22 protein-coding genes and 2 pseudogenes are annotated in these 25,897 nt (G+C 70.6%); 14 read left to right on the top strand and 10 right to left on the bottom strand.

Annotated elements, in window-relative coordinates; genetic code table 11:
• Positions 1-305 precede the first annotated feature (305 nt).
• On the top strand, positions 306-1,226 hold the full coding sequence (locus ACFRFC_RS04625) for a LysR family transcriptional regulator (protein ID WP_382683517.1): 921 nt from the start codon (positions 306-308) through the stop codon (positions 1,224-1,226).
• A gap of 200 nt (positions 1,227-1,426) precedes the next feature.
• On the opposite strand, the gene ACFRFC_RS04620 is transcribed toward ACFRFC_RS04625, so the two are convergent.
• From ACFRFC_RS04620 to ACFRFC_RS04600, 5 genes are all read right to left on the bottom strand, one after another.
• Positions 1,427-3,721, bottom strand: coding sequence for an FdhF/YdeP family oxidoreductase (locus ACFRFC_RS04620; protein ID WP_382683519.1), 2,295 nt, complete (start codon positions 3,719-3,721; stop codon positions 1,427-1,429).
• Positions 3,722-3,979: 258 nt separating this feature from the next.
• On the bottom strand, positions 3,980-4,618 hold the full coding sequence (locus ACFRFC_RS04615) for a DUF1345 domain-containing protein (RefSeq protein WP_382683522.1): 639 nt from the start codon (positions 4,616-4,618) through the stop codon (positions 3,980-3,982).
• Positions 4,619-4,653: 35 nt separating this feature from the next.
• Positions 4,654-4,962 carry a hypothetical protein gene (locus tag ACFRFC_RS04610; protein WP_382683524.1) on the bottom strand — a complete coding sequence of 103 codons (309 nt, stop codon included), beginning with the start codon at positions 4,960-4,962 and terminating at the stop codon, positions 4,654-4,656.
• A 174-nt stretch (positions 4,963-5,136) separates the two neighbouring features.
• Positions 5,137-5,793 carry an SRPBCC family protein gene (locus tag ACFRFC_RS04605; RefSeq protein ID WP_382683526.1) on the bottom strand — a complete coding sequence of 219 codons (657 nt, stop codon included), beginning with the start codon at positions 5,791-5,793 and terminating at the stop codon, positions 5,137-5,139.
• Between the two features lie 117 nt (positions 5,794-5,910).
• Positions 5,911-6,204: a hypothetical protein gene (locus ACFRFC_RS04600; protein ID WP_382683529.1), complete on the bottom strand. Its 294-nt coding sequence runs from the start codon at positions 6,202-6,204 to the stop codon at positions 5,911-5,913.
• Positions 6,205-6,428: 224 nt separating this feature from the next.
• Between ACFRFC_RS04600 and ACFRFC_RS04595 the strand changes: the two genes are divergently transcribed.
• Positions 6,429-7,160: a TetR/AcrR family transcriptional regulator gene (locus ACFRFC_RS04595; RefSeq protein ID WP_382683530.1), complete on the top strand. Its 732-nt coding sequence runs from the start codon at positions 6,429-6,431 to the stop codon at positions 7,158-7,160.
• A gap of 6 nt (positions 7,161-7,166) precedes the next feature.
• Here the strand turns inward: ACFRFC_RS04595 and ACFRFC_RS04590 are convergent, their stop codons facing one another.
• Positions 7,167-8,108, bottom strand: a complete 942-nt coding sequence (locus ACFRFC_RS04590; protein ID WP_382683765.1) for a LysR family transcriptional regulator — start codon at positions 8,106-8,108, stop codon at positions 7,167-7,169.
• A 165-nt stretch (positions 8,109-8,273) separates the two neighbouring features.
• Between ACFRFC_RS04590 and ACFRFC_RS04585 the strand changes: the two genes are divergently transcribed.
• Complete coding sequence (locus ACFRFC_RS04585; protein ID WP_382683533.1) at positions 8,274-9,584, top strand: aspartate aminotransferase family protein; 1,311 nt, start codon at positions 8,274-8,276, stop codon at positions 9,582-9,584.
• A gap of 83 nt (positions 9,585-9,667) precedes the next feature.
• On the opposite strand, the gene ACFRFC_RS04580 is transcribed toward ACFRFC_RS04585, so the two are convergent.
• Positions 9,668-10,090 carry a secondary thiamine-phosphate synthase enzyme YjbQ gene (locus ACFRFC_RS04580; RefSeq protein ID WP_382683536.1) on the bottom strand — a complete coding sequence of 141 codons (423 nt, stop codon included), beginning with the start codon at positions 10,088-10,090 and terminating at the stop codon, positions 9,668-9,670.
• Between the two features lie 193 nt (positions 10,091-10,283).
• Here ACFRFC_RS04580 and ACFRFC_RS04575 point away from each other — a divergent pair, with 193 nt between their 5' ends.
• From ACFRFC_RS04575 to ACFRFC_RS04550, 6 genes and pseudogenes are all read left to right on the top strand, one after another.
• Positions 10,284-10,367, top strand: coding sequence for a putative leader peptide (locus ACFRFC_RS04575; protein ID WP_382683767.1), 84 nt, complete (start codon positions 10,284-10,286; stop codon positions 10,365-10,367).
• A gap of 168 nt (positions 10,368-10,535) precedes the next feature.
• On the top strand, positions 10,536-11,420 hold the full coding sequence (locus tag ACFRFC_RS04570; protein ID WP_382683538.1) for an ABC transporter permease: 885 nt from the start codon (positions 10,536-10,538) through the stop codon (positions 11,418-11,420).
• Positions 11,393-12,169, top strand: a complete 777-nt coding sequence (locus tag ACFRFC_RS04565; protein ID WP_382683541.1) for an ABC transporter ATP-binding protein — start codon at positions 11,393-11,395, stop codon at positions 12,167-12,169. Before ACFRFC_RS04570 ends, ACFRFC_RS04565 begins: the two co-directional genes overlap by 28 nt.
• A 73-nt stretch (positions 12,170-12,242) precedes the next feature.
• Complete coding sequence (locus ACFRFC_RS04560; protein ID WP_382683543.1) at positions 12,243-13,286, top strand: ABC transporter substrate-binding protein; 1,044 nt, start codon at positions 12,243-12,245, stop codon at positions 13,284-13,286.
• Between the two features lie 35 nt (positions 13,287-13,321).
• Positions 13,322-13,708 (top strand): annotated as a pseudogene (locus ACFRFC_RS04555) (LLM class flavin-dependent oxidoreductase); the annotation flags it as partial.
• 222 nt (positions 13,709-13,930) lie between these two features.
• Positions 13,931-15,013: an NAD(P)-binding domain-containing protein gene (locus ACFRFC_RS04550; protein ID WP_382683546.1), complete on the top strand. Its 1,083-nt coding sequence runs from the start codon at positions 13,931-13,933 to the stop codon at positions 15,011-15,013.
• Positions 15,014-15,317: 304 nt separating this feature from the next.
• On the opposite strand, the gene mltG is transcribed toward ACFRFC_RS04550, so the two are convergent.
• On the bottom strand, positions 15,318-16,166 hold the full coding sequence (gene mltG / locus ACFRFC_RS04545; protein WP_382683549.1) for an endolytic transglycosylase MltG: 849 nt from the start codon (positions 16,164-16,166) through the stop codon (positions 15,318-15,320).
• 158 nt (positions 16,167-16,324) lie between these two features.
• A complete protein-coding gene (locus ACFRFC_RS04540) occupies positions 16,325-18,364 on the bottom strand; it encodes an ABC transporter ATP-binding protein (protein ID WP_382683551.1) in 2,040 nt (679 codons plus the stop codon).
• 94 nt (positions 18,365-18,458) lie between these two features.
• Between ACFRFC_RS04540 and ACFRFC_RS04535 the strand changes: the two genes are divergently transcribed.
• The 5 genes and pseudogenes from ACFRFC_RS04535 (at position 18,459) to ACFRFC_RS04515 (ending at position 24,897) form a co-directional block, all read left to right on the top strand.
• On the top strand, positions 18,459-18,908 hold the full coding sequence (locus ACFRFC_RS04535) for a MarR family winged helix-turn-helix transcriptional regulator (RefSeq protein ID WP_382683553.1): 450 nt from the start codon (positions 18,459-18,461) through the stop codon (positions 18,906-18,908).
• Positions 18,909-19,620: 712 nt separating this feature from the next.
• A pseudogene (locus ACFRFC_RS04530) lies at positions 19,621-21,387 on the top strand (ABC transporter transmembrane domain-containing protein); the annotation flags it as partial.
• A gap of 272 nt (positions 21,388-21,659) precedes the next feature.
• On the top strand, positions 21,660-23,441 hold the full coding sequence (locus tag ACFRFC_RS04525) for an ABC transporter ATP-binding protein (RefSeq protein WP_382683555.1): 1,782 nt from the start codon (positions 21,660-21,662) through the stop codon (positions 23,439-23,441).
• A gap of 561 nt (positions 23,442-24,002) precedes the next feature.
• Positions 24,003-24,479: a DUF5709 domain-containing protein gene (locus tag ACFRFC_RS04520; protein WP_382683558.1), complete on the top strand. Its 477-nt coding sequence runs from the start codon at positions 24,003-24,005 to the stop codon at positions 24,477-24,479.
• Between the two features lie 148 nt (positions 24,480-24,627).
• Complete coding sequence (locus ACFRFC_RS04515) at positions 24,628-24,897, top strand: type B 50S ribosomal protein L31 (RefSeq protein ID WP_382683561.1); 270 nt, start codon at positions 24,628-24,630, stop codon at positions 24,895-24,897.
• Between the two features lie 84 nt (positions 24,898-24,981).
• Here the strand turns inward: ACFRFC_RS04515 and ACFRFC_RS04510 are convergent, their stop codons facing one another.
• The gene (locus ACFRFC_RS04510) at positions 24,982-25,773 is read right to left on the bottom strand and encodes a metal-dependent hydrolase (protein ID WP_382683563.1); all 792 of its coding nucleotides are present in this window, start codon (positions 25,771-25,773) and stop codon (positions 24,982-24,984) included.
• Positions 25,774-25,897 lie beyond the last annotated feature (124 nt).

Here is a 25,897-nt window from a genome sequence, read left to right as displayed (position 1 = left end):
ATCTGATCAGATTCGGGCCCGTCGTGGGGCCCATGGCCGTCCTGGTCGTCTCGTGGGGCGTTCAACGCGCACTCACCCTTTCGCCGCCGTCCGGACCTGCGCCTCCCCGGGCAGCCCGACACCCCCACCCCGGGCGGCCCTGGCACTCCACGATTCCACAGGGCACCAGGAGGCGCGATTCGGCGTGGGCCGGGGTCGGTGGGGCGCCAGGGCCGCGGAAAGCGAGGCGCCGGGGCCGGGGAGCGTGAGGCACCCCACGTCCGTCACAGTGGCCTTTTGCCGACCCCGTCCGGTAGACCCGTGACGTGCTGTTCCGCCAACTCGAATATCTCGTGGCCCTCTCGCGTGAGCGCCACTTCGCCCGTGCCGCCCAGGTCTGCCATGTCTCCCAGCCCGCGCTCTCCGAGGCGGTCCGGAAGCTGGAGGACGAGCTGGCGGTGCCGCTGGTCAGACGGGGCCGCAAGTACGAGGGGCTCACCGCGGAGGGTGAGCGGATCGTGGTGTGGGCACACCGCATCCTTGCCGACCGGGACGCCCTCAAGGACGAGGTGGACGCCCTGCGGACGGGTCTCGGCGGGCGGCTGCGGATCGGGTCCGTACCGACCGCTTCCGGGGCCGTGTCGCTGCTGACGGGACCGTTCTGCGCGGCGCATCCGCTGGTCACCGTGGAGATCAGCGCGGACATGCAGGCGCGGGACATCCTGCGGCAGCTGCGCGACTTCGAGCTGGACGCGGGACTGACGTATCTGCACGAGGAGCTGCCCGAGGGGTTCCGGACGGTTCCGCTGTACGACGAGCGGTATGTGCTGCTGACCGCGGCGACCGACGGGGTGGGGCATCGGCCGACGGCCACCTGGGCGGAGGCGTCCCGGCTGCCACTGTGTCTGCTGACGGGCGCGATGCAGGGTCGCCGGACGGTGGACGGGCTGTTCTCGGAGGCCGGACTGCGGCCGGAACCGCGAGTGGAGACGGATTCGGTCGGGACGTTGTTCGCCCATGTCAGAACCGGTCAGTGGGCGAGTGTCGTCCCGCACGCGTGGCTGCATGTGTTCGGCGTGCCGCACGGGATGTGGGCGGTGCCTCTGATCGAGCCCGCGCGCGCGGTGCCCGTGGGGCTGGTCACCATGGCGCGCGAGCCCGAGTCGGTGATGGCACGCGCGCTGAACGATCTTGCGCGAATGATCGATGTGGCGGGGGCTCTGGAGCGGTTGCCGGGCGCGCGGTGAGGCGGGGAAACCCGTTCACACGGCCCCATTCACGCAGGGACCGTTCAGACGGGGACCGTTCACTCGACGACCCGGTGGCGCGGCAACCGCTCCCGCGTCACCGGTAGTGACCCGACCCCGCGGTGATGCGTTCCCACGGGCGACGGAGACCGATCGGACGGGAACCCCGCCCGCACCGCCGCCCGTACCCCGGCCGGCGTCTAGCGCGCGGTGCCGGCCGCCGCCTCCAGACGTACCAGGACCGCCTTGGACGTCGGCGTGTTGCTGATGTCGGCCACGCTGTCCAGCGGTACGAGGACGTTGGTCTCCGGGTAGTAGGAGGCGGCCGAGCCGGGGGTGGTCGGGTAGGCGACCACGCGGAAGTCCTCCGCGCGGCGTTCGCGGCCGTCGTGCCAGAGACTGATCAGGTCGACGAGATCGTGGTCGGCGAGGCCGAGCCGGTCGAGATCGGCCGGGTTGACGAGGACGACCCGGCGCGCGTTGTGGATGCCCCGGTAGCGGTCGTTCTGCGCGTACGGGATGGTGTTCCACTGGTCGTGCGAGCGCAGCGTCTGGAGCAGCAGGTGTCCGTCGGGCACGCTCGGCATGGTGAGTTCGTTGCAGGTGAAGACGGCTTTGCCACTGGGGGTGCGGAAGATTCGCTCGTTGACGGGGTTGGGGAGACGGAAGCCGCCGGGCTGGGCGACGCGCGCGTTGAAATCCTCGAAGCCGGGGACGACGCGGGAGATGCGGTCGCGGACGGTGCCGTAGTCGGCCTCGAAGTCCTCCCAGGGGATGGCCGGGGTGTGGCCGAGGACGCGGCGGGCCAGCCGGGAGATGATCGCGATCTCGCTGAGCAGGTGCGGGGAGGCCGGGGCGAGCCGGCCTCGCGAGGCGTGTACCTCGCTCATGGAGTCCTCGACGGTGAAGAACTGCACGCCAGTGGCCTGCGTGTCGCGGTCGCTGCGGCCGAGGGTGGGCAGGATCAGAGCGGTGTCGCCGCAGACCGTGTGGGAGCGGTTGAGCTTGGTGGAGATGTGCGCGGTCAGGCGGCAACTGCGCATCGCCGCCTCGGTGACCTCGCTGTCGGGGGTGGCGCGTACGAAGTTTCCCGCTACGCCGAGGAACACCTTCGCCCGGCCGTCGCGCATGGCCCGGATGCCGTCGACGGAGTCCAGGCCGTGCCGGCTCGGCGGGGTGAAGCCGAACTCGCGGCCCAGCGCGTCGAGGAACGGTTGGGGCATCCGTTCCCAGACGCCCATCGTGCGGTCACCCTGGACGTTGCTGTGCCCGCGCACCGGGCACACGCCCGCGTTCGGCCTGCCGATGTTGCCGCGCAGCAGCAGGAAGTTGACGACCTCGCGGATGGTGGGTACGCCGTGCTTGTGCTGGGTCAGGCCCATCGCCCAGCAGACGATCACGCTCCGGCTCTCCAGGACCATCTCGTGCACGCGCTCGATCTGTGCGCGGTCGAGTCCGGTGGCCTCGCTCACGGCATCCCAGGAGACCTTCCGGGTCTGCTCGGCGAACTCGGTGAAGCCGGTCGTGGAGACGTCGATGAAGGAGTGATCGAGCACGCTGCCGGGCGCGGCCTCCTCGGCCTCCAGCAGCAGGAGGTTGAGTGCCTGGAAGAGGGCGAGGTCGCCTCCTGGGCGGATCTGGAGGAACTCGTCGGCGATCTTGGTACCGCGGCCGATCACCCCGCGCGGCTTCTGCGGGTGCTTGAACCGGATCAGTCCGGCCTCGGGCAGCGGGTTCACGGCGACGATCCGGCCGCCGTTGCGCTTGGTCTCCTCCAGCGCCGTCAGCATGCGCGGGTGGTTGGTGCCCGGGTTCTGGCCCACGACGAAGACCAGGTCGGAGTGGTGGATGTCGTCCAGCGAGACGCTTCCCTTGCCGATGCCGAGCGTCTCCTGGAGGGCGGATCCACTGGACTCGTGGCACATGTTCGAACAGTCGGGGAGGTTGTTCGTGCCGTAGGCGCGGGCGAACAGCTGGAGCAGGAAGGCGGCTTCGTTATTGAGGCGGCCGGAGGTGTAGAACAGCGCTTCGTCCGGGGAGTCCAGCAGGCGCAGTTCACGGGCGAGCGCCTCCAGTGCCTCGTCCCAGCCGATGGGCTCGTAGTGCGTACCGCCTGATCGTTTGATCATGGGCTCGGTGAGCCGACCCTGTTGGTTGAGCCAGTAGTCGGACTTGGTGTCCAGTTCGGCGATCGAATGCTCACGGAAGAAGTCGGCGGTGATCCGCCGGGAGGTCGCCTCGTCGGCGATGTGCTTGGCGCCGTTCTCGCAGTACTCGTTCAAGTGCCGCTTGCCCGGCGCGGGTTCGGGCCAGGCGCATCCCGGGCAGTCGAATCCCTTGGCCTGGTTGATGTTCAGCAGGGTCAGAGCGGTCCGCCGCATGGACGTCTGCTCCAGCGAGTACTCCAGCGCGTGTGCGACGGCGGGCACACCGGTCGCCCATTGCTTGGGCGGGGTGACCGACAGTTCGTCGTCCGGGTCCTCGATGCCGCTCATCGCATTCCTCTTCCTGCCGCCGCCGGAATGTCCCGACGGGGAAGCATCCAATATTTTCCCCACTAGAGTCAAAGAGGTGGCGTCTATTGCACGATAGGCCGCGCCGATCTTGCTCACTGTATGGCTCTGACCTGGATCAACGCGGTGGTGAATACCGGCTCTTGGGTTATCTGTCAGCTCGTCTTGACGCATTCTTTGAAAGGCGCCGAGGAATGCGAGCAGGGGAATGTGTGGGCAGGCTGTGTGGAAGGAATGACTTCAGGCGCTGACGATTCCCACCACCAGATTGATGGCGGTGGCAAGGATGCTGGTTCCGAAGAGATACGACAACAGGGCGTGCCGGAGCACGATCGAGCGGAGACGTGAGCTGGAGACCTCGGTGTCGGACACCTGGTAAGTCATGCCGAGGTTGTAGCTGAAGTAGAAGAAGTCCCGGTACGCGGGCGGTTCGGCCGAGTGGAAATTGATCCCGCCGCCGATCTCGTAGTACACGTACGCGTAGCGCGTGGCGTACATCAGGTGCAGGGCGGCCCAGGCCAGGAAGGCGCCGAAGAGGGCGGCGGCGGCTGCGAGACTGCCGCTTCCGGTGGTGGAGTCGCCGCGCACCAGCAGCAGCACGATGGCGATCAGCCCGCACAACGCGATGCCGCCCACGACGAATTCCTCGACCACGGGCCGGAAGTCCTCGCGCCGGGTGGTGCGACGAGTGGCCTCGGCGTCCATGGGCCACAGCACCGCCCAGCCCGACGCCACGAAGAACAGTTCCGTCGCCGTGATCCCCGCCATCACGCCAAGCGCCCAGTCGGTCGCCATCGCCGCGGCCACCCCGGCCGCAGCGCCGAGCACGATTGCGCCGGAGAGTCGGGGCATGGCATCCAGTGGCAGCGAGAACCTCATGGGCCAGGAGAGTAGTGCCGTCGCCTACGACTCGATCACCACCGCGCTGATCGTTCGTTCATTGCCTGGGCGGCCGCAGCCCCTCCCAGGCGGTGTCCGGCGTAGGTGTCCTGCTGGGTGAACGCGATCACGGCCCTGCCGCCGCCCTGGAGCACCACGACGTCCTGGAGCACCACGACTCCGGGTGCGGCAGCAACTCCGGTACGTCCGGGGGCGACCAGGGTCTCGCCGGGGGCGAGGTGGACGATCCTCTCGTGTGGGACGCGGCCCGCGCGCACACGGACCGCGCCGTCGGGTTCGGCGTCGGCCGAGATGTGCCAGTTGCCCGCCCACTCCAGCGCCACGCCGTACCTGTTTGTCCCCGGCCTGCTTGTCCCCGGCCTGTGGGTCCTGGATCGCGAGCCAGGGGGGCGTATGCGTGTCCCGGCGCCCTGGCGGCAACCGATGGTGAAGGTACCGCGGCTCAGGGTCGGGCTGGGTCACCTGGGATTCCCTGGCGCCTCTCGGCCTCCTCGGACCTACCGAGCACCCTCCGCAGCGGCCTTCAGGTCCGCCAGCCATGCCTCCAGGCCCATCCCCAGGTACTGCGTCGCGAGCGGGACGTCCGCCTCGACCTGCTCACCCGTCCAGGTCTCCTCCGTGTGGACGCGGACACCGCCCTTCACCTTCGTGAACGTCCACAGATGGACGCCCTGATCGATGGTCAGCCCCTCGCCGATCGCGGGGCCGGTCCACAGGACGCACCTCTTGTTCTTGAGCTGCTTCACCGTCGAGGTGATGCCCAGCGTGGTGGCCGGAGTGGTGGGGGTGGGCGGGGCCGGCGTCGTCCAGTGGAACCGCGACCCCTTTCGCAGCGGGCCGGAGTCGAGCCGCTCGGCGGTGAGGACGGGCGGCTGCCAGGACGGCCAGCGCCCGATGTCGGTCTGGAGCTTCCAGACGGTGCTCAGCGGGGCATCGATGACGAGGTCGGTCTCGTAGCGGATCTGGGCGGTGGGATCGACACCCTCACCTCGGCATGCCGCGGTGGCGCCGTCGCTCGGAGCGGACTGAGCGTGGGCCTGGGCGGGGAGTGCGGTGGCGCCGAGGACTCCGGCGAGGGCGAGCGAGACGGTGAGGGCGGCTGCCCGGCGTGTGGTGGCGCGGTTCGCAGAGGGGGCCGGACGGGTGTTCAGCATGGCGTTCTCCTTCGGATGAGCATGAGCGGGTGTTCGTTTGAGCGAATGAACAGGGGGTGTGGGATGGGTAAGCGCGGTCGTGATTGGAGCGTGCGGGTCAGTGATGGTCACTGCTGGTCAGTTCCGGCCCGCGCGGTGGATCGCGACGATCAGGGCAGCGGACGCGGCGACGATCAGACCGACGAAACCCGGATGGATGTCCTTGGACAGGCTCGGGGCACCGTCGGGCCGTATCAGCCAGGTGATGAGCGGGATCGCGTAGGCGACGGCGAGCAGCCCGGCGGTGAGCCGGACCGCGCGGTCGCGGGCCCGGAGCAGGGCTCCGACCAGGGCGATCGTGACCGGCACGGCCGCGATCAGGGCGAACTGGCCGACCACCAGGACAGGCGCCGCCCAGGCGGAGACGGTCACGGACAAAGGAGTGCGCCTACACGCATGGGCGGGTGACAGAGCTGTCGCAGTCATGAGCTTCCCCTCACAGATCGGGATCGGAGCGGCTGGAACTAGAACCACTGTCGTTCGTTAGAAGTTGTAACGCGACATCACAGTGAGAGTCAAGCGCTGGAGTGATAGCCTCTAACAAGGTTGAAAAGGTGATCTCACATCTCGCACCGGCACGAAAGGCGGTTGCTGCCATGGCCGACAGCGGCACGACCCCGCGCGAGCGTTATCGCGCCCAGGTGCGAGCGGAGATCAAGGCGCACGCGTGGGAGCAGATCGCCATCGCCGGCGCCTCCGCGCTCTCCCTCAACGCGATCGCCAAGCAGATGGGCATGACCGGCCCCGCGCTCTACCGCTACTTCGCCAACCGGGACGACCTGATCACCGAACTGATCAGGGACGCGTATCGCAGCCTCGCGGACAGCGTCCAGGAAGCCGCCGCGTCCGGAGCCGCCCTGCCCGCGCTGGCACACGCCCTGCGCGCGTGGGCGCTGGCGGACCCACAGCGGTACCTCCTCATCTACGGCACGCCCGTCCCCGGCTATCACGCGCCCGACGACGTCACCGCGATCTCGAACGAGATCATGTCCGTCCTGCTGGACGCCGCCGTCGCCCTGGCCCCGCCCGGCCCGAATTCCGCCGACCCGTGTTCCGCCGGCTCGCACTCCTCCGACCCGCACTCCCCCGAAGCGGCCTCACCCGCCAACACCCCGTCCACCCCCCTGGAAGCCCACCTCGCCGACCACCGCCGATGGGCGGGCGGTCACTCCGCCGCCACTCCCCCCGCCCTGCGCACGGCCCTCACCTTCTGGAGCCGACTGCACGGCGTGCTGTCCCTGGAGTTGGCCGGCCACTTCACCGGGATGGGATTCGACCCCGACGTGCTGTTCGAGGCGGAGGTGAACAGCGTGCGTGGTGGCGTCTGATGGACTTCATTCCGGTCCGGCGGCCCCAGCGTTCCCGGCGGCGCCAGCGTCCCCAGCGGCCCCGGCGTCCGGCAGTTCGCGCAGCGCGTCCAGCACCACCCGGACCGCCGCGCGGGGCGGTGCGCCACGCCGGACGGCCGCCGTGATCGTCCGGGGCACGGGCGTCGAGAGTTCCCGGGTGGCGACACGATAGCGGCGGTCGACGGCGAGGCTCGGCAGCAGCATGATCGACAGTCCGGCCTCGACGTGTTGCAGGCCCAGCAGGTAGTTGCTGAACCGGCACACCACACGCGGTTCGAAGCGGGCCTGACGGCACAGCCGTAGCGCGAGATTCGCCATGTACGACTGGGGCATGTCGAACGCCCACGGCTCGTCCGCGTACGCGGTGAGGTCCACCGGGCCGCGTCCGGCGCCGGGATGGCCGGGCGGCAGCACCAGGACGATCCGGTCGTCGGCCAGCGGGACGAGATCGAGGTCGGGGCCCAGCGGCAGATCGTCGACGTCGGTGGTGGTGACGATGACGTCCGCGTCGCCGATCCGCAGCGCGGGCACGCTTTCGTGGGGCTCCAGTTGCAGCAGTTCCACTTCGAGGTGCGGGTGGTCGCGGGCCAGCCGGGTCACGGCCGGTACGGCGATGGTGTGGATCGCGCTCTGGAAGGTCCCCAGCCGGACCAGCCCGGCGGGTTCCTCGCCGAAACCGCGCAGTTCCGCCTCCACGGCGTCCATCTGGTCGAGGATCTCCCGTGCCCGCCGCGCGAGGATCAGCCCGGCCGAGGTCAGGCGCACCCGCCGTCCGGTGCGTTCGAGGAGTTGGGTGCGGGTCTCCGCCTCCAGTACGGCGAGTTGCTGGGAGACGCTGGACGGGCTCAGGTTGGCCGCCTGGGCAACCGCCCGGACGGTGCCCAGCGTGTCCAGCCGGACCAGCAGCCGCAGCCCCCAGGGGTTCATCACGACAGCCATTGTTGTGCGGTTCCGCCGAACAGGAGGGCCAAAATCGTCTGATGGACTCGACGCTCAACCCGGTCCTACGGTCGGGACATGACCTCCCCGGCCTCCTCCCCGGCTTCGCCGTCCACGGCTTCGTCCTCCACCGCTTCGTCCACTACCCCCTCCATGTCGTCCGCCGCGACCGCCTGGGCCGACGCCGAGCGGCATCTCGTGCGCTACGGCGGCGGCATGTTCACCCCGGAGATCATCGAGCGGGCGGCGGGCAGCTTCGTGTTCACCACGGACGGCCGGAAGATCCTCGACTTCACGTCCGGTCAGATGAGCGCGATCCTCGGCCACTCGCACCCGGAGATCGTCGCGACGGTACAGCGGCAGGTGGCGACCCTCGATCACCTCTACAGCGGCATGCTCAGCCGCCCGGTGATCGATCTCGCCCGGCGGCTCGCCGGGACGCTGCCCGTGCCGCTGGAGAAGGCGATGCTGCTGACCACGGGCGCCGAGTCGAACGAGGCCGCGCTACGGATGGCGAAACTGATCACCGGCGGCCACGAGGTCGTCTCGTTCGCGCGGTCCTGGCACGGCATGACACAGGCCGCAGCGTCGGCGACGTACAGCGCGGGCCGTAAGGGGTACGGTCCCGCCGCCCCCGGCAATTTCGCGATCCCCGTCCCGCACACGTACCGCCCCGACTTCACCGGCGCCGACGGTTCCCTGGACTGGCGCCGCCAGCTCGACTTCGCGTTCGATCTGATCGACGCCCAGTCGACGGGCAGTCTGGCCGCGTGTCTGGTGGAGCCGATCCTGTCCTCCGGCGGCATCATCGAGCCGCCGCCCGGCTACTTCGCCGCCCTCCAGGGCAAATGCCGGGAGCGCGGCATGCTGCTGATCCTGGACGAGGCCCAGACGGGACTGTGCCGCACCGGGACGTGGTACGCGTTCGAGCGCGACGGGGTGGTCCCCGACATCCTCACCCTCTCCAAGACCCTCGGCGCGGGCCTCCCGCTCGCGGCCGTGATCACCAGCGCCGAGATCGAGCAGGAGGCGTATGAGCGCGGGTTCCTGTTCTTCACCACGCATGTGTCCGATCCGCTGGTGGCCGCTGTCGGAAACACCGTCCTCGATGTCCCCACCCGTGATCGTTTGAACGAACGAGCACGGTCGCTCGGAGCGTTTCTGCGCGAGGGCCTGCTGGAGATCGCCGCCCGGCATCCGGTCGTCGGCGACATACGCGGCCGGGGTCTGCTGGCCGGCCTCGAACTGGTCGTGGACGGCGCGACCGAGCGTTCCTCGGACGCGCTGGGCACCCAGGTCACGCGCCGCTGCCTGGAACTGGGCCTGCACATGAACATCGTCCAGCTCGCGGGCATGGGCGGCGTCTTCCGCATCGCCCCGCCGCTGACGGCGACGGAGGAGGAGCTGTCGCTCGGGCTGTCGATCCTGGACGAGGCGATCGGGGACGCGTCGGCCGGGTTGTGAGGCGGTGAGCTGCTAGCAGGGCAAGCCGACAGGGCACAGGGGCGTCGGGTATCGCTCCCTTCCCGTCCGCCTTCCCGCCTCCCTCAGCCGAGAAAGCTCAGGCGGACCTTGCGCTCGGGGTTGTCCCGGTTCGTGTCCACCAGGCACACCGACTGCCAGGTCCCCAGCTCCAGCCGGCCGCCGATCACCGGCAGGGTCGCGTGCGGCGGGACGATCGCCGGGAGGACGTGGTCGCGACCGTGGCCGGGGCTGCCGTGCCGGTGCTGCCAGCGGTCGTCCGCCGGGAGCAGGGTGTGCAGGGCGGCGAGGAGATCGTCGTCGCTGCCCGCGCCCGTCTCGATGACGGCGATGCCCGCCGTGGCGTGCGGGACGAAGAGGTTGAGCAACCCGTCCCGGCCCTCGGACACCTCGCGCAGAAAGCCTTCGCAGTCGTGGGTGAGGTCGTGGACCGTCTCCCGCGAACCGGTGGGAATGTGCAGCACTCGGGTGGTGAACGCGTCAGGCATGGTCCCATCCTCTCCCATACGCCGATGCTCCCCCGGTATCCGGCCCACACGCCCGCGTTCCTCCGGCCACCGCTTCCCGATGTCGGCCACCGCTCCCCGATACTGGCTGCCGCTTCCCGGTATACGGGACACGCCGTCCATTCCGCGATACACCCGTTGACCGTGAGCACGTCATCTGACTACGTTCAGTTGCATGTTGCGTTCAGCCCTGCTCACCACGCGCGGTCACATCGACCTGCTGCGGGTGGCCTCGGCCGCGTGTCGCCGCGACCGCTGACGCCCTTTCTCCCGCTGTCCTCCAGCTTCTCCGCTTTCCTCGCTTTCCCCGCTTTCCCCGCTCTCGCCCGTACGTCCGGGGCGCGCTGACGCGTCCGTGACGTGATGGTTCGCCTGACCTGTTCTGTGCGCCCCCCACACGCGCTTCGGCGCCCTTCTCGGAGCCTTCATGAGCATCAGCCATGCCCCTCCCGAGCCGTCAGAAACGGATATTTCCGGTAAGTCACCCGCACCGGGCTCCCCTCACTCCCCCACCCTCGAACCCCTCCTCCCCGCCTCCACCCGCCGCGCCCGCGTCCCCCGCTGGCTGCGCCGCACCTCCGGCCCGCTACTGCTGCTCGCGCTGTGGCAACTCCTCAGCTCCACCGGCGTACTGACCGCCGAGGTGCTCGCCCCGCCGGGACGGATCGGACAGGTCGGCTGGGACCTGGTCCGGGACGGCTCACTGCCCGCCGCCATGGGCACCTCGCTGCAACGCGTCGCCGCCGGGCTGCTGCTCGGTACGGTCGTCGGGACCGGGCTCGCGCTGCTCTCCGGGCTGTTCCGGGTCGGCGAGGACCTGGTGGACGCGTCCGTGCAGATGCTGCGGACGGTGCCGTTCGTCGGGCTGATCCCGTTGTTCATCATCTGGTTCGGCATCGGCGAGGCCCCGAAGATCGCCATCATCACCCTCGGCGTGACCTTCCCGCTCTACCTCAATGTCTACGCGGGCATCCGCAATGTGGACACTCAGCTGATCGAGGCCGGTGAGTCCCTGGGGCTGTCCCGGTGGGGTCTGGTCCGGCATGTCGTCCTGCCGGGAGCGCTGCCAGGCGCACTGACCGGGCTGCGCTACTCGCTCGGCATCGCCTGGCTCGCGCTGGTCTTCGCCGAGCAGGTCAACGCCGACTCCGGGATCGGCTTCCTGATGGTGCAGGCGCGCGATTTCCTGCGCACCGATGTGATCGTGGTCTGCCTGATCGTGTACGCCTTCCTCGGCCTGCTCGCCGATTTCGTCGTCCGCTCCCTCGAAAGGCTGCTGCTGCAATGGCGACCGACCTTCACCGGCCGGTGAGCACACCGGCCGCGGTGCATGTGGCCGGGCTCACCCGCTCCTTCGACGGCCGTGCCGTCATCGACCGCCTCGAACTCGACGTCCAGTCCGGCGAGTGCGTTGTCCTCCTCGGCCGCAGCGGCTGCGGGAAATCCACGTTGCTGCGCATCCTCGCCGGTCTGGACCGGGAGATCGAGGGCACCGTGCTGGTGCCGCGCCGCAAGGCCGTCGCCTTCCAGGCGCCGCGGCTGATGCCGTGGAAGAGGGTGTGGCGCAATGTCGTCCTCGGGCTGCCGGGGCGTCCCGAGCGGGCCGTCGCCGAGCGAGCACTGACCGAGGTGGGCCTGGAGCACCGTACGGACGCCTGGCCCAAAACCCTGTCCGGGGGTGAGGCACAACGGGTCTCGCTCGCACGGGCGTTGGTGCGCGAGCCGGATCTGCTGCTGCTCGACGAGCCGTTCGGCGCGCTCGACGCGCTCACCCGGATCAAGGCGCAGCGGCTGGTGGGCGAGTTGTGGCAGCGGCGCGGCTGCGCGGTGCTGCTGGTCACCCATGACGTGGAGGAGGCCGTGCTGCTGGCGGATCGGGTGCTGGTGATGGACCACGGGGTGATCGCTTATGAGCAGATGATCGATCTCGACCGGCCGCGGGACATCGCTGATCCCCGTTTCGCGGCGTTGCGCGCCGGTCTGCTCCAGCGGCTCGGCGTGGATACTCCGGCGGACCCCTCGACTGGCACCTCGACGGACACCTCGATGGACGTCGGCTGAGGCGGCCCCCGGTCCCCGAACCTCGGCTCCGGCCCACAAGCCCCTGCTCACCCCACACCTGAACGGACCCCCCATGCCACGACGTCGCCTTTCCACCGCCCTCCCCCTGTCCTTGCTCCTCCCCCTCGCCCTGCTGGCCTCCGCCTGCGGCGGGAACTCCGCCGCAGGCATCTCCTCCGGTGACGGTACGGACGGAAAGGGCTCTCTCACGCTCAACGTGGGTGACCAGAAAGGCGGTTCGGAGGCGGTGTTGCGGGCCGCCGGTGAGCTGGACGATCTGAACTACCAGATCAAATGGTCCACTTTCAGCTCCGGCCCACCGCTGCTGGAGGCGGTGAACGCCGAGGCCGTCGACATCGGCGGGGTCGGCAACACCCCGCCGGTGTTCGCGGCCGGTGCCGGTTCGAAGATCACGGTGGTGGCCGCCTGGCACGGTACGTCGCAGGGCGAGGCCATCCTCGTACCCGATGCGTCGAAGCTGACCGCTACCGGGCAGCTCAAGGGCAGGTCGGTTGCGGTGGCGCAGGGGTCGTCCGCGCACTACCAGCTGATCGCGTCCCTGGAGGAGGCCGGGCTGGCGCTCGATGACATCGAGGTCAAGTACCTTCAGCCGGCCGATGCGCTGGCCGCGTTCACCAGCGGCAAGGTCGATGCGTGGGCGGTGTGGGATCCCTACACCTCGCAGATTCTCCAGGGACGGCAAGGACGGGTGCTGACCACAGGGGAGGGGGTCGTGAATGGGCTCAGTTTCCAGGTGGCGGCGCCCTCCGCGCTGGCCGATCAGAAGAAGGCCGACGCGATCGCGGACTATCTGGAGCGGCTGCGGCGTGCCCAGGACTGGGTGTACGAGCATCCGGAGGACTGGGCGAAGGTGTGGGCGCAGGACACCGGTCTGCCGTACGAGGTGGCGCTGGCGTCCGTGCAGCGCACCAACGCCTCCCGGGTCCCGGTCGCGGTCGATCAGCCCCTGATCGACTCCGAGCAGCAGATCGCGGACGCCTTCACCGAGCTGGAGCTGATCCCGGGGGAGGTCGAGTTCGCTCAGTACGTCGACGATCGTTTCAACGGCGATCTGCCGCCCTCCACCTCCGCGCCCCGCGTCTACAAGGAGTCCTGACATGACCGTCCGTCTCCACTGGTTCCTGCCGACGGGCGGTGCTGATGCCGACCGGCACCTGGTGCGAGGACGCATGGCTGGCGACCTTCGCGCTCGCCCAGCACACCGAACGGCTGAAGTGCCTGGTCGCGCTCCGGCCGGGGGTGATATCGCCGACGCTGGCCGCGCAGATGGCGGCGATGTACCAGCGGGTGCCGCGCGGGCGGCTGTATCTGAATGTGATCATCGGCGGTGACTCCGCCGAGCAGCACAGGTTCGGCGATCATCTGGACCGCCGGGAGGTCGCCTCCCGGGTGCGGGTGCACACCGTTTCGCGCGATGCGTCTGCTGAGGCGTGGGCCACCGCGAACCGGCTGCTGGACGATCTGGACGCGGACACCGTCGCCGTCGCGCAGGTGGCGCTGGGGCGCAGCGAGTCCGTGTGGGGCGGCTGGCTCGATGGATATGGCGGGTGCGACGGATGCGGGGGCCGGTGGGGCGCCGGTGCTGGTGGCGGGCGGACGCTGACAGCGGCATATGGATGAACGGATGACTGGAAGGGAGCTGGATGGGTGGCTCGATGGGTGGCTGGATCGATCGATCGATCACTTTGTGCTCGGGTGCCGGGCGGGAAGAGGGGCGCCCTTCCGGCGGTTGGTAGAAGCGTGAACAACACACGTGAGGTCGCGGTGGTCGTCGTGGGCGCCGGGCAGGCCGGTCTGTCCAGCGCCTTTCATCTGCGCCGGGTCGGGTTCGAGCCGGAACGCGACTTCGTGGTGCTCGACCACTCCCCCGCTCCGGGCGGTGCCTGGCAGTTCCGCTGGCCTTCGCTGACGTACGGCAAGGTGCACGGGATGCACGCGCTGCCGGGCATGGAGCTGACGGACGCGGATCCGGCGCGGCCGTCGTCGCAGGTCATCGCCGAGTACTTCGCGGCGTACGAGCAGCGGTTCGCGCTGCGGGTGCGGCGGCCGGTGGAGGTGACGGCCGTGCGGGAGGGCGAGGGCGGGCGGCTGCGGGTGGAGACCTCGGACGGGGTGTGGTCGGCGCGGGCGCTGATCAACGCGACCGGTACGTGGGACCGGCCCTTCTGGCCGCGCTACCCCGGTCAGGAGACCTTCCGGGGACGTCAGTTGCACACGGCGCAGTACTCCGGGCGGCCCGAGGAGTTCAGCGGGCTGCGGGTGATCGTGGTGGGCGGGGGCGCCTCGGGGACGCAGCATCTGCTGGAGATCGCGCCGTACGCCGCCGCCACGACCTGGGTGACACGCCGGCCGCCGGTCTTCCGGGAGGGGCCGTTCGACGAGGACGCCGGGCGGGCGGCGGTCGCGCTGGTGGAGGAGCGGGTACGGCAGGGGCTGCCGCCGCGCAGTGTGGTGTCGGTCACCGGGCTGCCGCTCACCGACGCCGTCCGCCAGGGCCTCGCGGACGGCGTGCTGGACCGGCAGCCCATGTTCGACCGGATCACCCCGGGCGGGGTGGAGTGGGCGGACGGGCGGCGGGTCGACGCCGATGTGATCCTCTGGGCCACCGGATTCCGCCCGGCGATAGACCATCTGGCGCCACTCAGACTGCGGGCGCCGGGGGGCGGGATCCAGGTCGACGGCACGCGCGCGGTCGCCGATCCCCGGATCCATCTCGTCGGCTACGGCCCGTCGGCCAGCACCATCGGCGCCAACCGGGCGGGCCGCGCGGCGGTACGGGACATCAGGCGGCTGCTCGCCGGGGAGATGCCGGTGGCCGTGTGAGCCTCGGTCGGGTGTGTGTTGCCTCGATCGCGCGTATGCGCCTCTGTGGTGCGTATGAGCCTCTTGGCGCGCGTGAGCCTCTGTGGCACGTACGAGCCTCTGTGGTGTATGAGTCTCTGTCGCTGATCGAGTGATCAGATCGGGTGATCAGGGGCGGGCATGCCATCTGGCGCCCGTCCGCCCCCAGTGCCGGGGTCTGGCGATCACGCAATCCGCAACCCGGCGTTCGCAGTAATCAGGCGATTGCGCTCAAGTAATCATGGTGATCAGGCGATCAGCCGGAACGTGATCGATCGATCAGCGATCACATCCTGGTCGCCTGCGGAGTCCCGCTCCTCTGGAGCTTGTTGAACTCCTCCACGTTGCGCTCGTGTTCGGCATAGTCGGCGGTGAAGCGGGTGTCGCCCGGTTTGACCGTGACGAAGTAGAGCCAGTCCCCCGGCGTCGGGCTGATCGCGGCCCGGACCGCCTCCTCGCCCGGATTGTCGATCGGCGTGGGCGGCAGGCCCATGCGCTGATACGAGTTGTAGGGGCTGTCGATCTTGGTGTCGTCCAGCGTCGTCGTCAGGGTGCTGCGGTTGAGCGCGTAGTTCAGGGTGGAGTCCATCTGGAGCGGCATGCCGCGTTCCAGGCGGTTGAAGACGACCCGGGCGACCTTGCCCATGTCGGCCTTGGTGCCGGCCTCGGCCTGGACGATGCTGGCGATGGTGACGGCCTGATAGACGTTCATGGCGTTGCGCTGGGCGCCCGCGGCGATGGGGGCGCCGTTGAACTTCTCGTTGGCCGTGTCCACCATCTGCGCGAGCAGCGCTTCCGGCGTCGACGTGCCGGTCAGGGGATACGTCGCCGGGAAGAGATAGCCCTCGGGGTTGCCGTCGGCGTCGTTCGGCAGCTTCAGGCCGGCGTGGGTGAGGGACTTCCTGGTGGTGCCGGAGGGCAGTTCGAGGGCCTTGTCGACCGCTGTGTAGATCTGGCTCGCGCGGTAGCCCTCCGGGATGAGCAGGGTGGTGGGCTTGGCGGGCCGGTCGTCGTCGAACGTCAGCAGCGGCACCGCCACGGCGGTACCGGCCACGACGGCCCCGGTCGCGATGAGGGCGATTCGACCCCTGCGCGTCAGTCGGATCGTGCTCCGTGGCGGAGTGTTCGTCTGCATGCGGGCACGGTAACCCGCATATCGTCACAATTCCGGCATATCTTCATCTTGTCGGTGGGGTTGTGTTCCGGTTGGCCGTGTTGCGGTTGGTCGCGTTGGGGCGTGTCGGGGTGTGTTGGGCAAGGGCCCGTGATGTACCGCGCGCGTCTCTATCTCATCTATCCCATCGGCTCCAGTTGGGCGTCCCGGCGGACCAGATCCGCGTACCGGCCGTCGCGGGTCAGCAGTTCGTCGTGGGTGCCGCGTTCGACCGCCCGGCCGGCCTCCAGGACCACTATCTGGTCGGCGCCCCGGATGGTGGACAGTCGGTGCGCGATGGTGAGGGTGGTGCGGCCCGCCGACAGCGCGTCGATGGCGTCCTGCACGGCCTGCTCGGTGCGGGTGTCCAGCGCGCTGGTGGCCTCGTCGAGCAGCAGTACCGGCGGGTCGCGCAGGATGGTGCGGGCGATGGCCAGCCGCTGCTTCTCACCGCCGGAGAAACGGTGGCCGCGCTCGCCGACCACGGTGTCGTACCCGTCGGGCAGTGACGCGATGTGGTCGTGGATCTGGGCGGCGCGGGCGGCGGCGTACAGCTCCTCGTCGGTCGCGTCGGGCTTGGCGAAGCGCAGGTTGTCGGCGACGGAGGAGTGGAAGAGGTACGTCTCCTGGGAGACGACGCCCACCCCGCGCGCGAGGGTGTCGAAGTCGAGGTCGCGGACGTCGACCCCGTCGAGGGTGACCCGGCCTCCGGTCACGTCGTACAGCCGTGGCACCAGGTGGCCGAGCGTCGACTTGCCCGCGCCGGTCGTGCCGACGATCGCGAGACTGCCGCCCGCGGGGACGGCGAGGTCGATGCCGTCGAGGACGGGGCCGGACTTGTCGTCGTAACGGAACTCGACGTTCTCGAAGCGGACCTCGCCCTTGATGTGGTCCAGGTGGACCGGGCGGTCGCGCTCGGTGATGTCGATGGGCAGGTCGAGGTACTCGAAGATGCGCTGGAAGAGGGCGAGCGACGCCTGGATCTGCACGCCGGTGCCGAGCAGGCTGACGGCCGGGCGGAACAGGCCCTGCTGGAGGGAGACGAAGGCGACGATCGTGCCGATGGAGACGTCCGGGCCGCCGGTGTTCATGGCGAGGCCCGCGGTCCAGTAGATGACCGCCGGCATGGCGGCCATGACGATGGTGATGACGGCCATCCGCCAGCGGCCCGCCATGCTGGCGCGGACCTCCAGGTCCACCAGGCGCTCGGACTCGTCGGCGAACGAGCCGGTCAGCGAGTCGGAGCGGCCCATGGTGCGGCCCAGCAGGATGCCGCTGACCGACAGCGACTCGGTGACCGTGGCGGCCATCGCGGCCATCTGCTTCTGCCGCTGGGTGGTGATCTTGCGGCGTTCGTCGCCGACCCGGCGGCTGATCCACACGAAGACGGGCAGCAGCAGGAGGGAGACGATCGTCAGCCGCCAGTCGAGCGCGACCATCGCGACGATCGTGGCGATCACGCTGGTGGCGTTGGAGACCAGGGAGGTCGCGGTGGAGGTGACGGTCGCCTGCATGCCGCCGATGTCGTTGGCGATGCGGGACTGCACCTCACCGGTACGGGTGCGGGTGAAGAAGGCCAGCGACATGCGCTGGAGGCGGCCGTAGACGGCGGTGCGCAGATCGTGCATCACGCGCTGGCCGACGGTGGTCGAGATCAGGGTCTGGAGGACGCCGAAGATGCTGGTCAGCACGGCACTGAGGATCATGCCGAGGGCGAGCAGCGTGAGCAGTCCGGTGCGGCCCTGCGGGATCGCGGTATCGAGGATCGCCTTGAGCAGGAACGGCGTGGCGACGGAGGCGAGGGCGGCGGCGCCGACCAGGAGACCGACGACCGTGAGCCGGGCGCGGTAGGGACGGAAGAGGGCGAGGATACGCCGGACCTCGTGGGGCTGGGTCCGGTCGTCGCCGTGGGGGTCGTCGCGGGTCGGGCGCGGACGGGCTGCGTCGTCGCCGTCGGGGCGGTTGCGGGTCGGGCGCGCCTTCTCGTCACCGGCCGGGCGGTTCCGGGCCTGGCGCGGACGCGCCGCGTCGTCGCCGTCGATCCGGATGCGGGCTCGCTGCCGCTGCGTCTGGTGCGTCTGCTCCGTCTGCTGCGTCTGGTCATCGCCGTCGAGCGGCTTCCGGGTCAGGTCGTGGCGGCGGCCGGAGCGGATCCGGTCGGGTTCGTGATCGGGGTGCATGGGCTCCTTCGGAGGGAGAGTCGATGATGTCTGGCGGAGCTTAGCTCATTGTTACCTATACTCACAATGAACGTGGTGCTGATATTGTTCCCGCATGACCACCCCCGACCCCGACGGCCTGCTCGCCGAGCAGTTGCTGCGGTTCACCCGCCGGGTGCACCGCATCCAGAAACGCCATCTGGAGCACAGCGACATGGGCATCACCCCGGCCCAGTCCCGGCTGCTGCGCACGCTCGCTCATTTCTCGGCGCCGCCGCGCATGGCCGATCTGGCCACGCGCCTGGAGGTGGTGCCGCGGGCCGTGACGAGCCTGGTCGACGGGCTGGAGGCGAGCGGCAAGGTACGGCGGGTGCCCGACCCGCACAATCGCCGGGTGATCCGGATCGAACTGACGGACGACGGGCGCAAGGCGCTGCGTGCGCTGCGGGACGCCCGCCGGGCTGCGGCCGAGGAGATCCTGGCGCCGCTGACCGTCGATCAGCGCGCCGAGTTCGGGGGGCTGCTGGACACGCTGATCGACGGGGGGCCGGCGCGGGGGTGTTGAGGGGCGGCTCCTGTACGGGCGGGCCGACGGGACTTCGACGCGGGCGTGCCGAAGACTCCCCGAGCCCTGCGAGGGCGCTCAGCCGTGCTGCCGGTTCTCCGCGGGGACGCCCTGGACCGCGGTGACCGTACGGTCGTAGCCGCCTTACGGTCGTAGAAGTCGCAGAAGTCGTAGCGGTCGTACGGTCCCAGGAGCCGTACGGTCGCGGCATTCGTACTATCCCGGCAGTCGTCAGGACGCAGCATTTCGCACGACCCCGGCAGTCGTACGGTCGCCGCATTCGTACGACTCCGGCAGTCGTACGGTCGCCGCACCCACCACAGCCGTAGCAGCCGCCCCATCCGTCGCAACCGCCCCACCCGTGCCGTCGACAGCGCTCGCGCGTCGTAGCGATGCCCTGCCCTGCCGCTGGCCGCGTGGCAGGCTCGGGGTGCAGACGGCGTGGCCGCTGCGGCTGTCACCGAGCCGTGATCCGGAAGCCGTCCCGCCGCCCCGGGTCGCGAGGACACCCGCATCCCCACCCCCACCCCCACCGCGGAAAACCGTTTGCCTTCCCCCACCCCCCGGAGCGAACCTTGCACGGTTTGCTGCCGACACGCACGGTGGCCGCCCGCAATCCACCACCACGCTCCGTAATCACCACCCCCGAATCCGACCTGCTCACATCTTGAGCCAATACCATCCACCCCTTGATACGAGCCGCTGGGACACCATGCAGATCCAAGACCTTCCGTACCTCGATCCCGGTGTACCGGACGCGCGTTCGGGGCCACGGTTCCTGAGGTGGCTGTTCCGGAATCAGCTGGGCGGACAGCTCAAGGCGCTGGCCTGGGGGGTGCTGCACTTCACCTCGGTCTCGGCGATGCCGTTCTGCGTCGGGCTGGCGATCGAGGCCGTCGTCGACCGGTCCGGTGAACGGCTGGCCGCCGTCGGCGGGCTGCTGGCGCTGGCCGGGGCGGGTGTGGCGATCGGCGATACCTTCCTGCATCGCACGGCGGTCACCAACTGGATCACCGCCGCCGCCCGGGTTCAGCAACTGCTCGCCCGCAAGGCCGCGCAGCTCGGTTCGGGGCTGACCCGGCGGGTCGCGGCGGGTGAGGTCGTCGCGGTGTCCACCGGTGATGTCGAGAAGATCGGATGGTTCGTGGAGGCCATGTCGCGGTTCACCGCGGCGCTGCTGACCATCGTGATCGTCGCCGTCGGACTCGTCGTCTACCAGCCCGCGCTCGGTGTCGCGGTCGCCGTCGGCCTGCCGGTGCTCGCGCTCTCGGTGCTGCCGCTGCTGCCCCGCGCCACCCGACGCGCCGACGTCCAGCGCGAGAAGGCGGGCCACGCCACGGAACTCGCCTCGGACACGGTGGCCGGGCTCCGCGTACTGCGCGGCATAGGCGGTGAGGAACTCTTCCTCGACCGCTACCGCAGCGCCTCCCAGGAGGTCCGCCACGCGGCCGTGCGCAGCGCCCGGATGTGGGCCCTGATCGCCGCGATCCAGGTCCTGCTGCCCGGCCTGCTGCTCATCGGGGTCGTCTGGTACGGCATCGGACTGGCCCGCGAGGGGACCATCAGCGTCGGCGAACTCGTCACCGTCTACAGCGCGGTGATGTTCCTCAGCTATCCGCTGCGGCACTTCGAGGAGATCGCCATGGCGTACTCCTTCTCCCGTCCGTCGGCGCGGCGGGCCGCGCGCGTGCTGTCGCTGGAGCGGGCCACCGACACGCGCGGATCGCGCGAGGTCGATGTGCCCGCCGGGGATCTGGTCGACGTGCCCGCCGGGGATCTGTACGACCCGGACACCGGGCTGCTCGCGCCGACCGGCCGGCTCACCGCGGTGGTGTGCGGCGACCCCGACGCGGCGGGCCTGCTGGCCGAGCGGCTCGGCGGGCATCCGTCGGAGCCGGGGACGTCCGTGCTGCTGGACGGCGTACCGCTGGACGAGTTGCCGCTGGAGTCGGCGCGCACCGCCGTGCTGGTCCAGGACAAGGACCCGGTGCTGCTCTCCGGCACCCTGCGTGAACTCCTCGACGTACCGGGCTCCGGCACGGTCGCCCCCGAGGCGGCGCTGGCCGCCGCGCAGTGCGAGGACGTGCTCGCGGCACTGCTCCAGGGCTCGCTCGACGTGACCGATCCGCTGGACGCGCATCTGACCGAGCGCGGCCGGTCCCTCTCCGGCGGCCAGCGGCAGCGACTGGCGCTCGCGCGCTCGCTGATCACGGACCCCGAGGTGCTGGTCCTGGACGAGCCGACCTCGGCCGTCGACTCGCACACCGAGGCGCGGATCGCGCGAGGCGTGCGGGAGCTGCGCAAGGGCCGTACGACGGTGGTGTTCACCTCGTCGCCCCTGCTGCTGGACCGGGCCGACCGGGTGGTGCTGGTGCACGAGGGCGCGGTCGCCGCCGTGGGTGCGCACCGCGAACTGGTGCGCACCGAGCCGCGGTACCGGGCGGTGGTGACGCGGGAGACCGCCGAGGAAGCCACTGCGGCCACCGCGGCCGCTACGGCCAATACGGCTACCGCGGCCACTGCGGTTACTACGGCCACTACGGCCACTGCGGCTACTGCGGCTACTGCGGCTACTGCGGCCACCAAGGCCCCTGCGTCCGCCGCTGCAACCCTGGCGGCCACGGCTGCGACCCTGACCGCTGCCGCACCGCAGGGCGACGCCGCCGACGTGGTCACCGCAGGGCGCGGCGCCCGAGAAGCAATCGAAGAGCCCCAAGGGCTGGAACCGTTGGAAGAGATCGAGGAGAGCGCATGATCGGCGTGGCGCCACCGGCGTACGACCCGGCCGCCCCGACGACCGCGAGCACCCTGCCGGTCGGGGCCCCGGCCACCGTGCGCGCGTACGTGACGGAACTGTTCCGCCGCCACCGGCGGGCCTTCCTGATCCTGATGGGTGTGAACACGGCCGCCGTGGTCGCGTCCATGGTCGGCCCGTATCTGCTGGGCGGCCTGGTGGAGCGGGTCTCCGACGACGCGCGGGAACTCCACCTCCAGCTCACCATCGGGGTGTTCCTCGCCGCGCTGCTGATCCAGGCGGTCTTCGTACGGCAGGTGCGGCTGCGCGGCGCGATGCTCGGCGAGCGGATGCTGGCCGATCTGCGCGAGGACTTCCTGGTGCGGTCGGTCGGGCTGCCGCCGGGCGTGCTGGAGCGAGCGGGGACGGGTGATCTGCTGTCCCGGATCACCACCGACATCGACCGGCTCGCCAACGCCATGCGCGAGGCCGTGCCGCAACTGTCCATCGGTGTGGTGTGGGTGGCACTGCTGCTGGGCGGTCTGGTCATCACGGCGCCGCCGCTGGCCGCCGCCGTCCTGGTGGCGCTGCCGCTGCTGATCGTCGGCTGTCGCTGGTACTTCCGGCGGGCGCCGTCCGCGTATCGCTCGGAGGCCGCCGGGTATGCGGCGGTCGCCGCCGCGCTGGCCGAGAGCGTGGACGCCGGACGCACCATCGAGGCGCACCGCCTCGGGGCCCGGCGCATCTCGCTGTCGGACCAGCGGGTCAAGGAGTGGACCGCGTGGGAGCGGTACACGCTGTGGCTGCGGTCGGTGCTCTTCCCGGTCGTCAACGCCACCCATGTGACCGTCCTCGGGTCGGTGCTCGTGGTCGGCGGTGTCTTCGTCCTCAAGGGCTGGATCGACGTCGGTCAGCTGACGACCGGGGCACTGATCGCGCAGATGCTGGTCGACCCGGTGGGGCTGATCCTGCGCTGGTACGACGAACTCCAGGTCGCCCAGGTGTCGCTGGCGCGGCTCGTCGGCGTCCGGGACATCGAACCCGACGCCGGTGACGCCTCGCTGGCGCCGGAAGGCCGCCATGTGCGGGCCGACCACGTGCACTTCGGGTACGTGGAGGGCGTGGACGTCCTGCGCAAGGTGTCCCTGGAGGTCGCGCCCGGCACCCGGATGGCGCTGGTCGGCCCGTCCGGCGCGGGCAAGTCCACGCTGGGACGGCTGCTGGCCGGGATCTACGGCCCGCGCACCGGCCGGGTGACCCTGGGCGGCGCCGAACTCTCCGGCATGACCGCGGAGCGGGTCCGCTCCCATGTGGCGCTGGTCAACCAGGAGCACCATGTCTTCGTCGGCTCCGTGCGCGACAATCTGCGGCTGGCCCGCGCCGACGCCGGGGACGCGGAGCTGTGGGCGGCGCTCGGCGCGGTCGACGCGGACGGCTGGACGCGCGCCCTCGACAAGGGCCTGGACACGGAGGTCGGCTCCGGCAGCCTGGCCCTCACCCCGGCGCAGGCCCAGCAGATCGCCCTCGCCCGGCTGGTCCTGGCCGACCCGCACACTCTGGTGCTGGACGAGGCGACGTCCCTGCTCGACCCGCGCGCGGCCCGCCATCTCGAACGCTCGCTGGCCCGCGTCCTCGACGGCCGCACCGTCGTCGCCATCGCCCACCGCTTGCACACCGCCCACGACGCGGACGTCATCGCCGTCGTCGAGGACGGCCGCATCAGCGAACTGGGCAGCCACGATGAGCTGGTCGCGGCGGACGGGGCCTATGCGGCGCTGTGGCGGTCCTGGCATGGGTGACAGGTGGTAAGGCGGGGGGTGGGTGGATCGGGGGGTATCCGGCACGACCCAGGCGCCCCCGGGCCCGGTCACGGAGCCCCTCGATAGTGCGGTTGGGCGTGCAGTGAGGCGATGAGCGGGGAGGGTGGGGTAGGTGGGGTACGGGTGTGGGCTGGCACACTCAGCCGGGAGGCGGCGCGGGGGTGCGGCGCGGGCGAGCCGAGGCGCTGAACGGGAGCGTGCGGTGGGAACGTGAGCCGAGGCGTTGCGCCGAGGGCGGCTCGGCCCGTACCCCCCTACCCCGCCTATCCGCACCGCTTCACAGCCCCCGCCGCCCCAGCGCCCATCTCCGCCCGTGCACGGCTGCCCCCAGCCCCATCCCGACTGAACCCACCCACCCCCACCCTGACTGCCCCCACCCCGCCCATCCCGGCTGGCCCTGTCCCATGGCGGCACCCTCCAGCCCACTCACCCCTCCGCACACTCTCCGTCACCCTCCGCCCCGTGGCGTTGCGCGGTGCCGAAGGGGGATGGAAGGGTGGATACCGGCATCGGGGCCATCTCCATCACCTGGAGGTACCTGTGAACAGCGGCGACGGATGGGGAGACGACGTCTACCAGCCCGACGGATCCGAGGTCCAGGACGACGCCGGGCTGCTCGACCCGGAGGACACCCTGGTCGACGACGGTGTCGCCGACCCCCTCGACCGTGGCTGGTCCCCTCCGGAGCGTCCGTGGGCGGTGGAGCGCGACGATGTCACCGCCGCCGAACGGCACCAGGGCGAGAGCCTGGACCAGCGGCTGGCCGAGGAACTGCCCGACCTCGCCGGACCCGACCGCGACAGCGACGGCCTCGGCGACGCCGAGGGCACCGACGGCGAACTGTGGGACAACGAGGTCGGCGCCGCCCGCTCCGGCCGGCTCGTCGCCCCCGACGAGGGCGCGCACGAGGACGAGGAGAGCGCCCTGGTCGCCACGGACGTCGGCATCGACGGGGCCGCGGCGTCGGCCGAGGAGGCCGCGATGCATGTCGTCGACGAGGACTCCCTCCCCGGCTGACCTGCCACGACAGGGCCCGCACCGGCTGGGTCGCACCGGCCGGGCCCTCCGTCCGGATCCCCGGGGGACGTCAAGAGCGAGGTCACCGAAGCCGTCCGTCGTCCCCACGCCCGCCGGCCACCCCGCCCGCACTGTCAGAGGAGCCACCATGCAGCAGGACAAGAACCCCGACTACCACCCCGTCGTCTTCCGTGACCGCGCCGCCGGCTACGCCTTCCTCACCCGGTCCACCGCGACCAGCGACTCCACCATCGAATGGGACGACGGTGAGACCTACCCCGTCGTGGACGTCGAGATCTCCTCCGAGAGCCACCCCTTCTACACCGGCAAGGCCCGGACCGTGGACACCGAGGGCCGAGTCGCCCGCTTCGAGAAGCGCTACGGCTCCGGCGGCGGTTCCTCAGCCGGCCCGGCGTGAGCGGTCCGGGAGACGCGTCCTTGGCGACACCGCCGGCTCCGGGAGCCCTTCCCGCTCCCCCGGACTCCCCGGGTGGCGCTCGGCTCAGATGACGTTGAGCGCCGCCGCCCCGCCCACTCCCCCGAGCAGCAGGAACACCGGCATCAGCACCTTCAGCTCCACCCAGCTGCCCGCCCGGAACCGCAGGGCCTTCGGCGGGCCCAGCGGGTACCAGCGTCGGCGGCCGATCGGGATCGGCCACAGGATCGGGCAGCCGGAGACGGTCAGCGCGTCCCCGACGCAGTGCACCAGGGAGCCCAGCACGATCGGCAGGCCCAGCCACAGATACTCCTGGCCGGGCTCCGTGAACAGCCAGTCCGCCCCGTTGCCCGGCTTGTCCAGCACTCCGGCGAGGATCCAGGCGCTGGTCGCCGCGAGCAGCCACACCAGTACATCGCTGCTCGGACGGGCCGCCCGCCACAACAGGCCCTCGATCGCCAGCACCATGTGCACGAAGAGGATCGCCAGCACCGCCCAGCGCCCGCCCGTGATGGCCAGGGCCGAGGCTCCGCCGCCGATCAGCACGGCCCACACCCAGGTGTGGGTGAGCGTGCGGTGACCGCCGGTACGACGCGGGTCGCCCTGCTTCCGGGTCGCCTTGTAGACGGCGTACGAGAGCTTGTCGACGATCTCGCACAGCCAGCGCGATATCGGCCCGAAGGCCCGCGAGATGGTCGCGGCCTTGTGGTCCAGGTCCGGGGCGAGCGCGGCACCGGCGCAGATCAGGGCGCCGACGAGGAGGACCGGCCAGGGCATCGTGTGCCCGGCCGCGGCGGACGCGGCGCCGACGCCGAGCCAGGCCGCGGCTCCCGACAGTGAGTGTGCTGGTCCCATCATCGCCGCTGCCCGCCCCATTCGTCATGTGCCGCTGTCCAGTTGGCCGTGCGCGCTGACGCCACGTCGGCGACACAGCGTAGCGTTCGCGATCTTCGGGTCCGCGGCCGATTCCCCGCTCGGCCCG

It is taken from the genome of Streptomyces sp. NPDC056734 (assembly GCF_042790455.1).
Taxonomy (GTDB): domain Bacteria; phylum Actinomycetota; class Actinomycetes; order Streptomycetales; family Streptomycetaceae; genus Streptomyces.
The sequence above is the reverse complement of the archived record's forward strand: the minus strand, read 5'-3'. Positions and strand labels throughout refer to the sequence as shown.

What these genes read in the sequence shown, in the direction of transcription:
- ACFRFC_RS04620 (WP_382683519.1), bottom strand. Translation starts at nt 3,721, where the DNA reads ATGAGCGGCATCGAGGACCCGGACGACGAACTGTCGGTCACCCCGCCC.
- ACFRFC_RS04615 (WP_382683522.1), bottom strand. Translation starts at nt 4,618, where the DNA reads ATGAGGTTCTCGCTGCCACTGGATGCCATGCCCCGACTCTCCGGCGCA.
- ACFRFC_RS04605 (WP_382683526.1), bottom strand. Translation starts at nt 5,793, where the DNA reads ATGCTGAACACCCGTCCGGCCCCCTCTGCGAACCGCGCCACCACACGC.
- ACFRFC_RS04595 (WP_382683530.1), top strand. Translation starts at nt 6,429, where the DNA reads ATGGCCGACAGCGGCACGACCCCGCGCGAGCGTTATCGCGCCCAGGTG.
- ACFRFC_RS04590 (WP_382683765.1), bottom strand. Translation starts at nt 8,108, where the DNA reads ATGAACCCCTGGGGGCTGCGGCTGCTGGTCCGGCTGGACACGCTGGGC.
- ACFRFC_RS04585 (WP_382683533.1), top strand. Translation starts at nt 8,274, where the DNA reads ATGTCGTCCGCCGCGACCGCCTGGGCCGACGCCGAGCGGCATCTCGTG.
- ACFRFC_RS04580 (WP_382683536.1), bottom strand. Translation starts at nt 10,090, where the DNA reads ATGCCTGACGCGTTCACCACCCGAGTGCTGCACATTCCCACCGGTTCG.
- ACFRFC_RS04575 (WP_382683767.1), top strand. Translation starts at nt 10,284, where the DNA reads ATGTTGCGTTCAGCCCTGCTCACCACGCGCGGTCACATCGACCTGCTG.
- ACFRFC_RS04570 (WP_382683538.1), top strand. Translation starts at nt 10,536, where the DNA reads ATGAGCATCAGCCATGCCCCTCCCGAGCCGTCAGAAACGGATATTTCC.
- ACFRFC_RS04565 (WP_382683541.1), top strand. Translation starts at nt 11,393, where the DNA reads ATGGCGACCGACCTTCACCGGCCGGTGAGCACACCGGCCGCGGTGCAT.
- ACFRFC_RS04560 (WP_382683543.1), top strand. Translation starts at nt 12,243, where the DNA reads ATGCCACGACGTCGCCTTTCCACCGCCCTCCCCCTGTCCTTGCTCCTC.
- mltG (WP_382683549.1), bottom strand. Translation starts at nt 16,166, where the DNA reads ATGCAGACGAACACTCCGCCACGGAGCACGATCCGACTGACGCGCAGG.
- ACFRFC_RS04540 (WP_382683551.1), bottom strand. Translation starts at nt 18,364, where the DNA reads ATGCACCCCGATCACGAACCCGACCGGATCCGCTCCGGCCGCCGCCAC.
- ACFRFC_RS04535 (WP_382683553.1), top strand. Translation starts at nt 18,459, where the DNA reads ATGACCACCCCCGACCCCGACGGCCTGCTCGCCGAGCAGTTGCTGCGG.
- ACFRFC_RS04525 (WP_382683555.1), top strand. Translation starts at nt 21,660, where the DNA reads ATGATCGGCGTGGCGCCACCGGCGTACGACCCGGCCGCCCCGACGACC.
- ACFRFC_RS04515 (WP_382683561.1), top strand. Translation starts at nt 24,628, where the DNA reads ATGCAGCAGGACAAGAACCCCGACTACCACCCCGTCGTCTTCCGTGAC.
- ACFRFC_RS04510 (WP_382683563.1), bottom strand. Translation starts at nt 25,773, where the DNA reads ATGATGGGACCAGCACACTCACTGTCGGGAGCCGCGGCCTGGCTCGGC.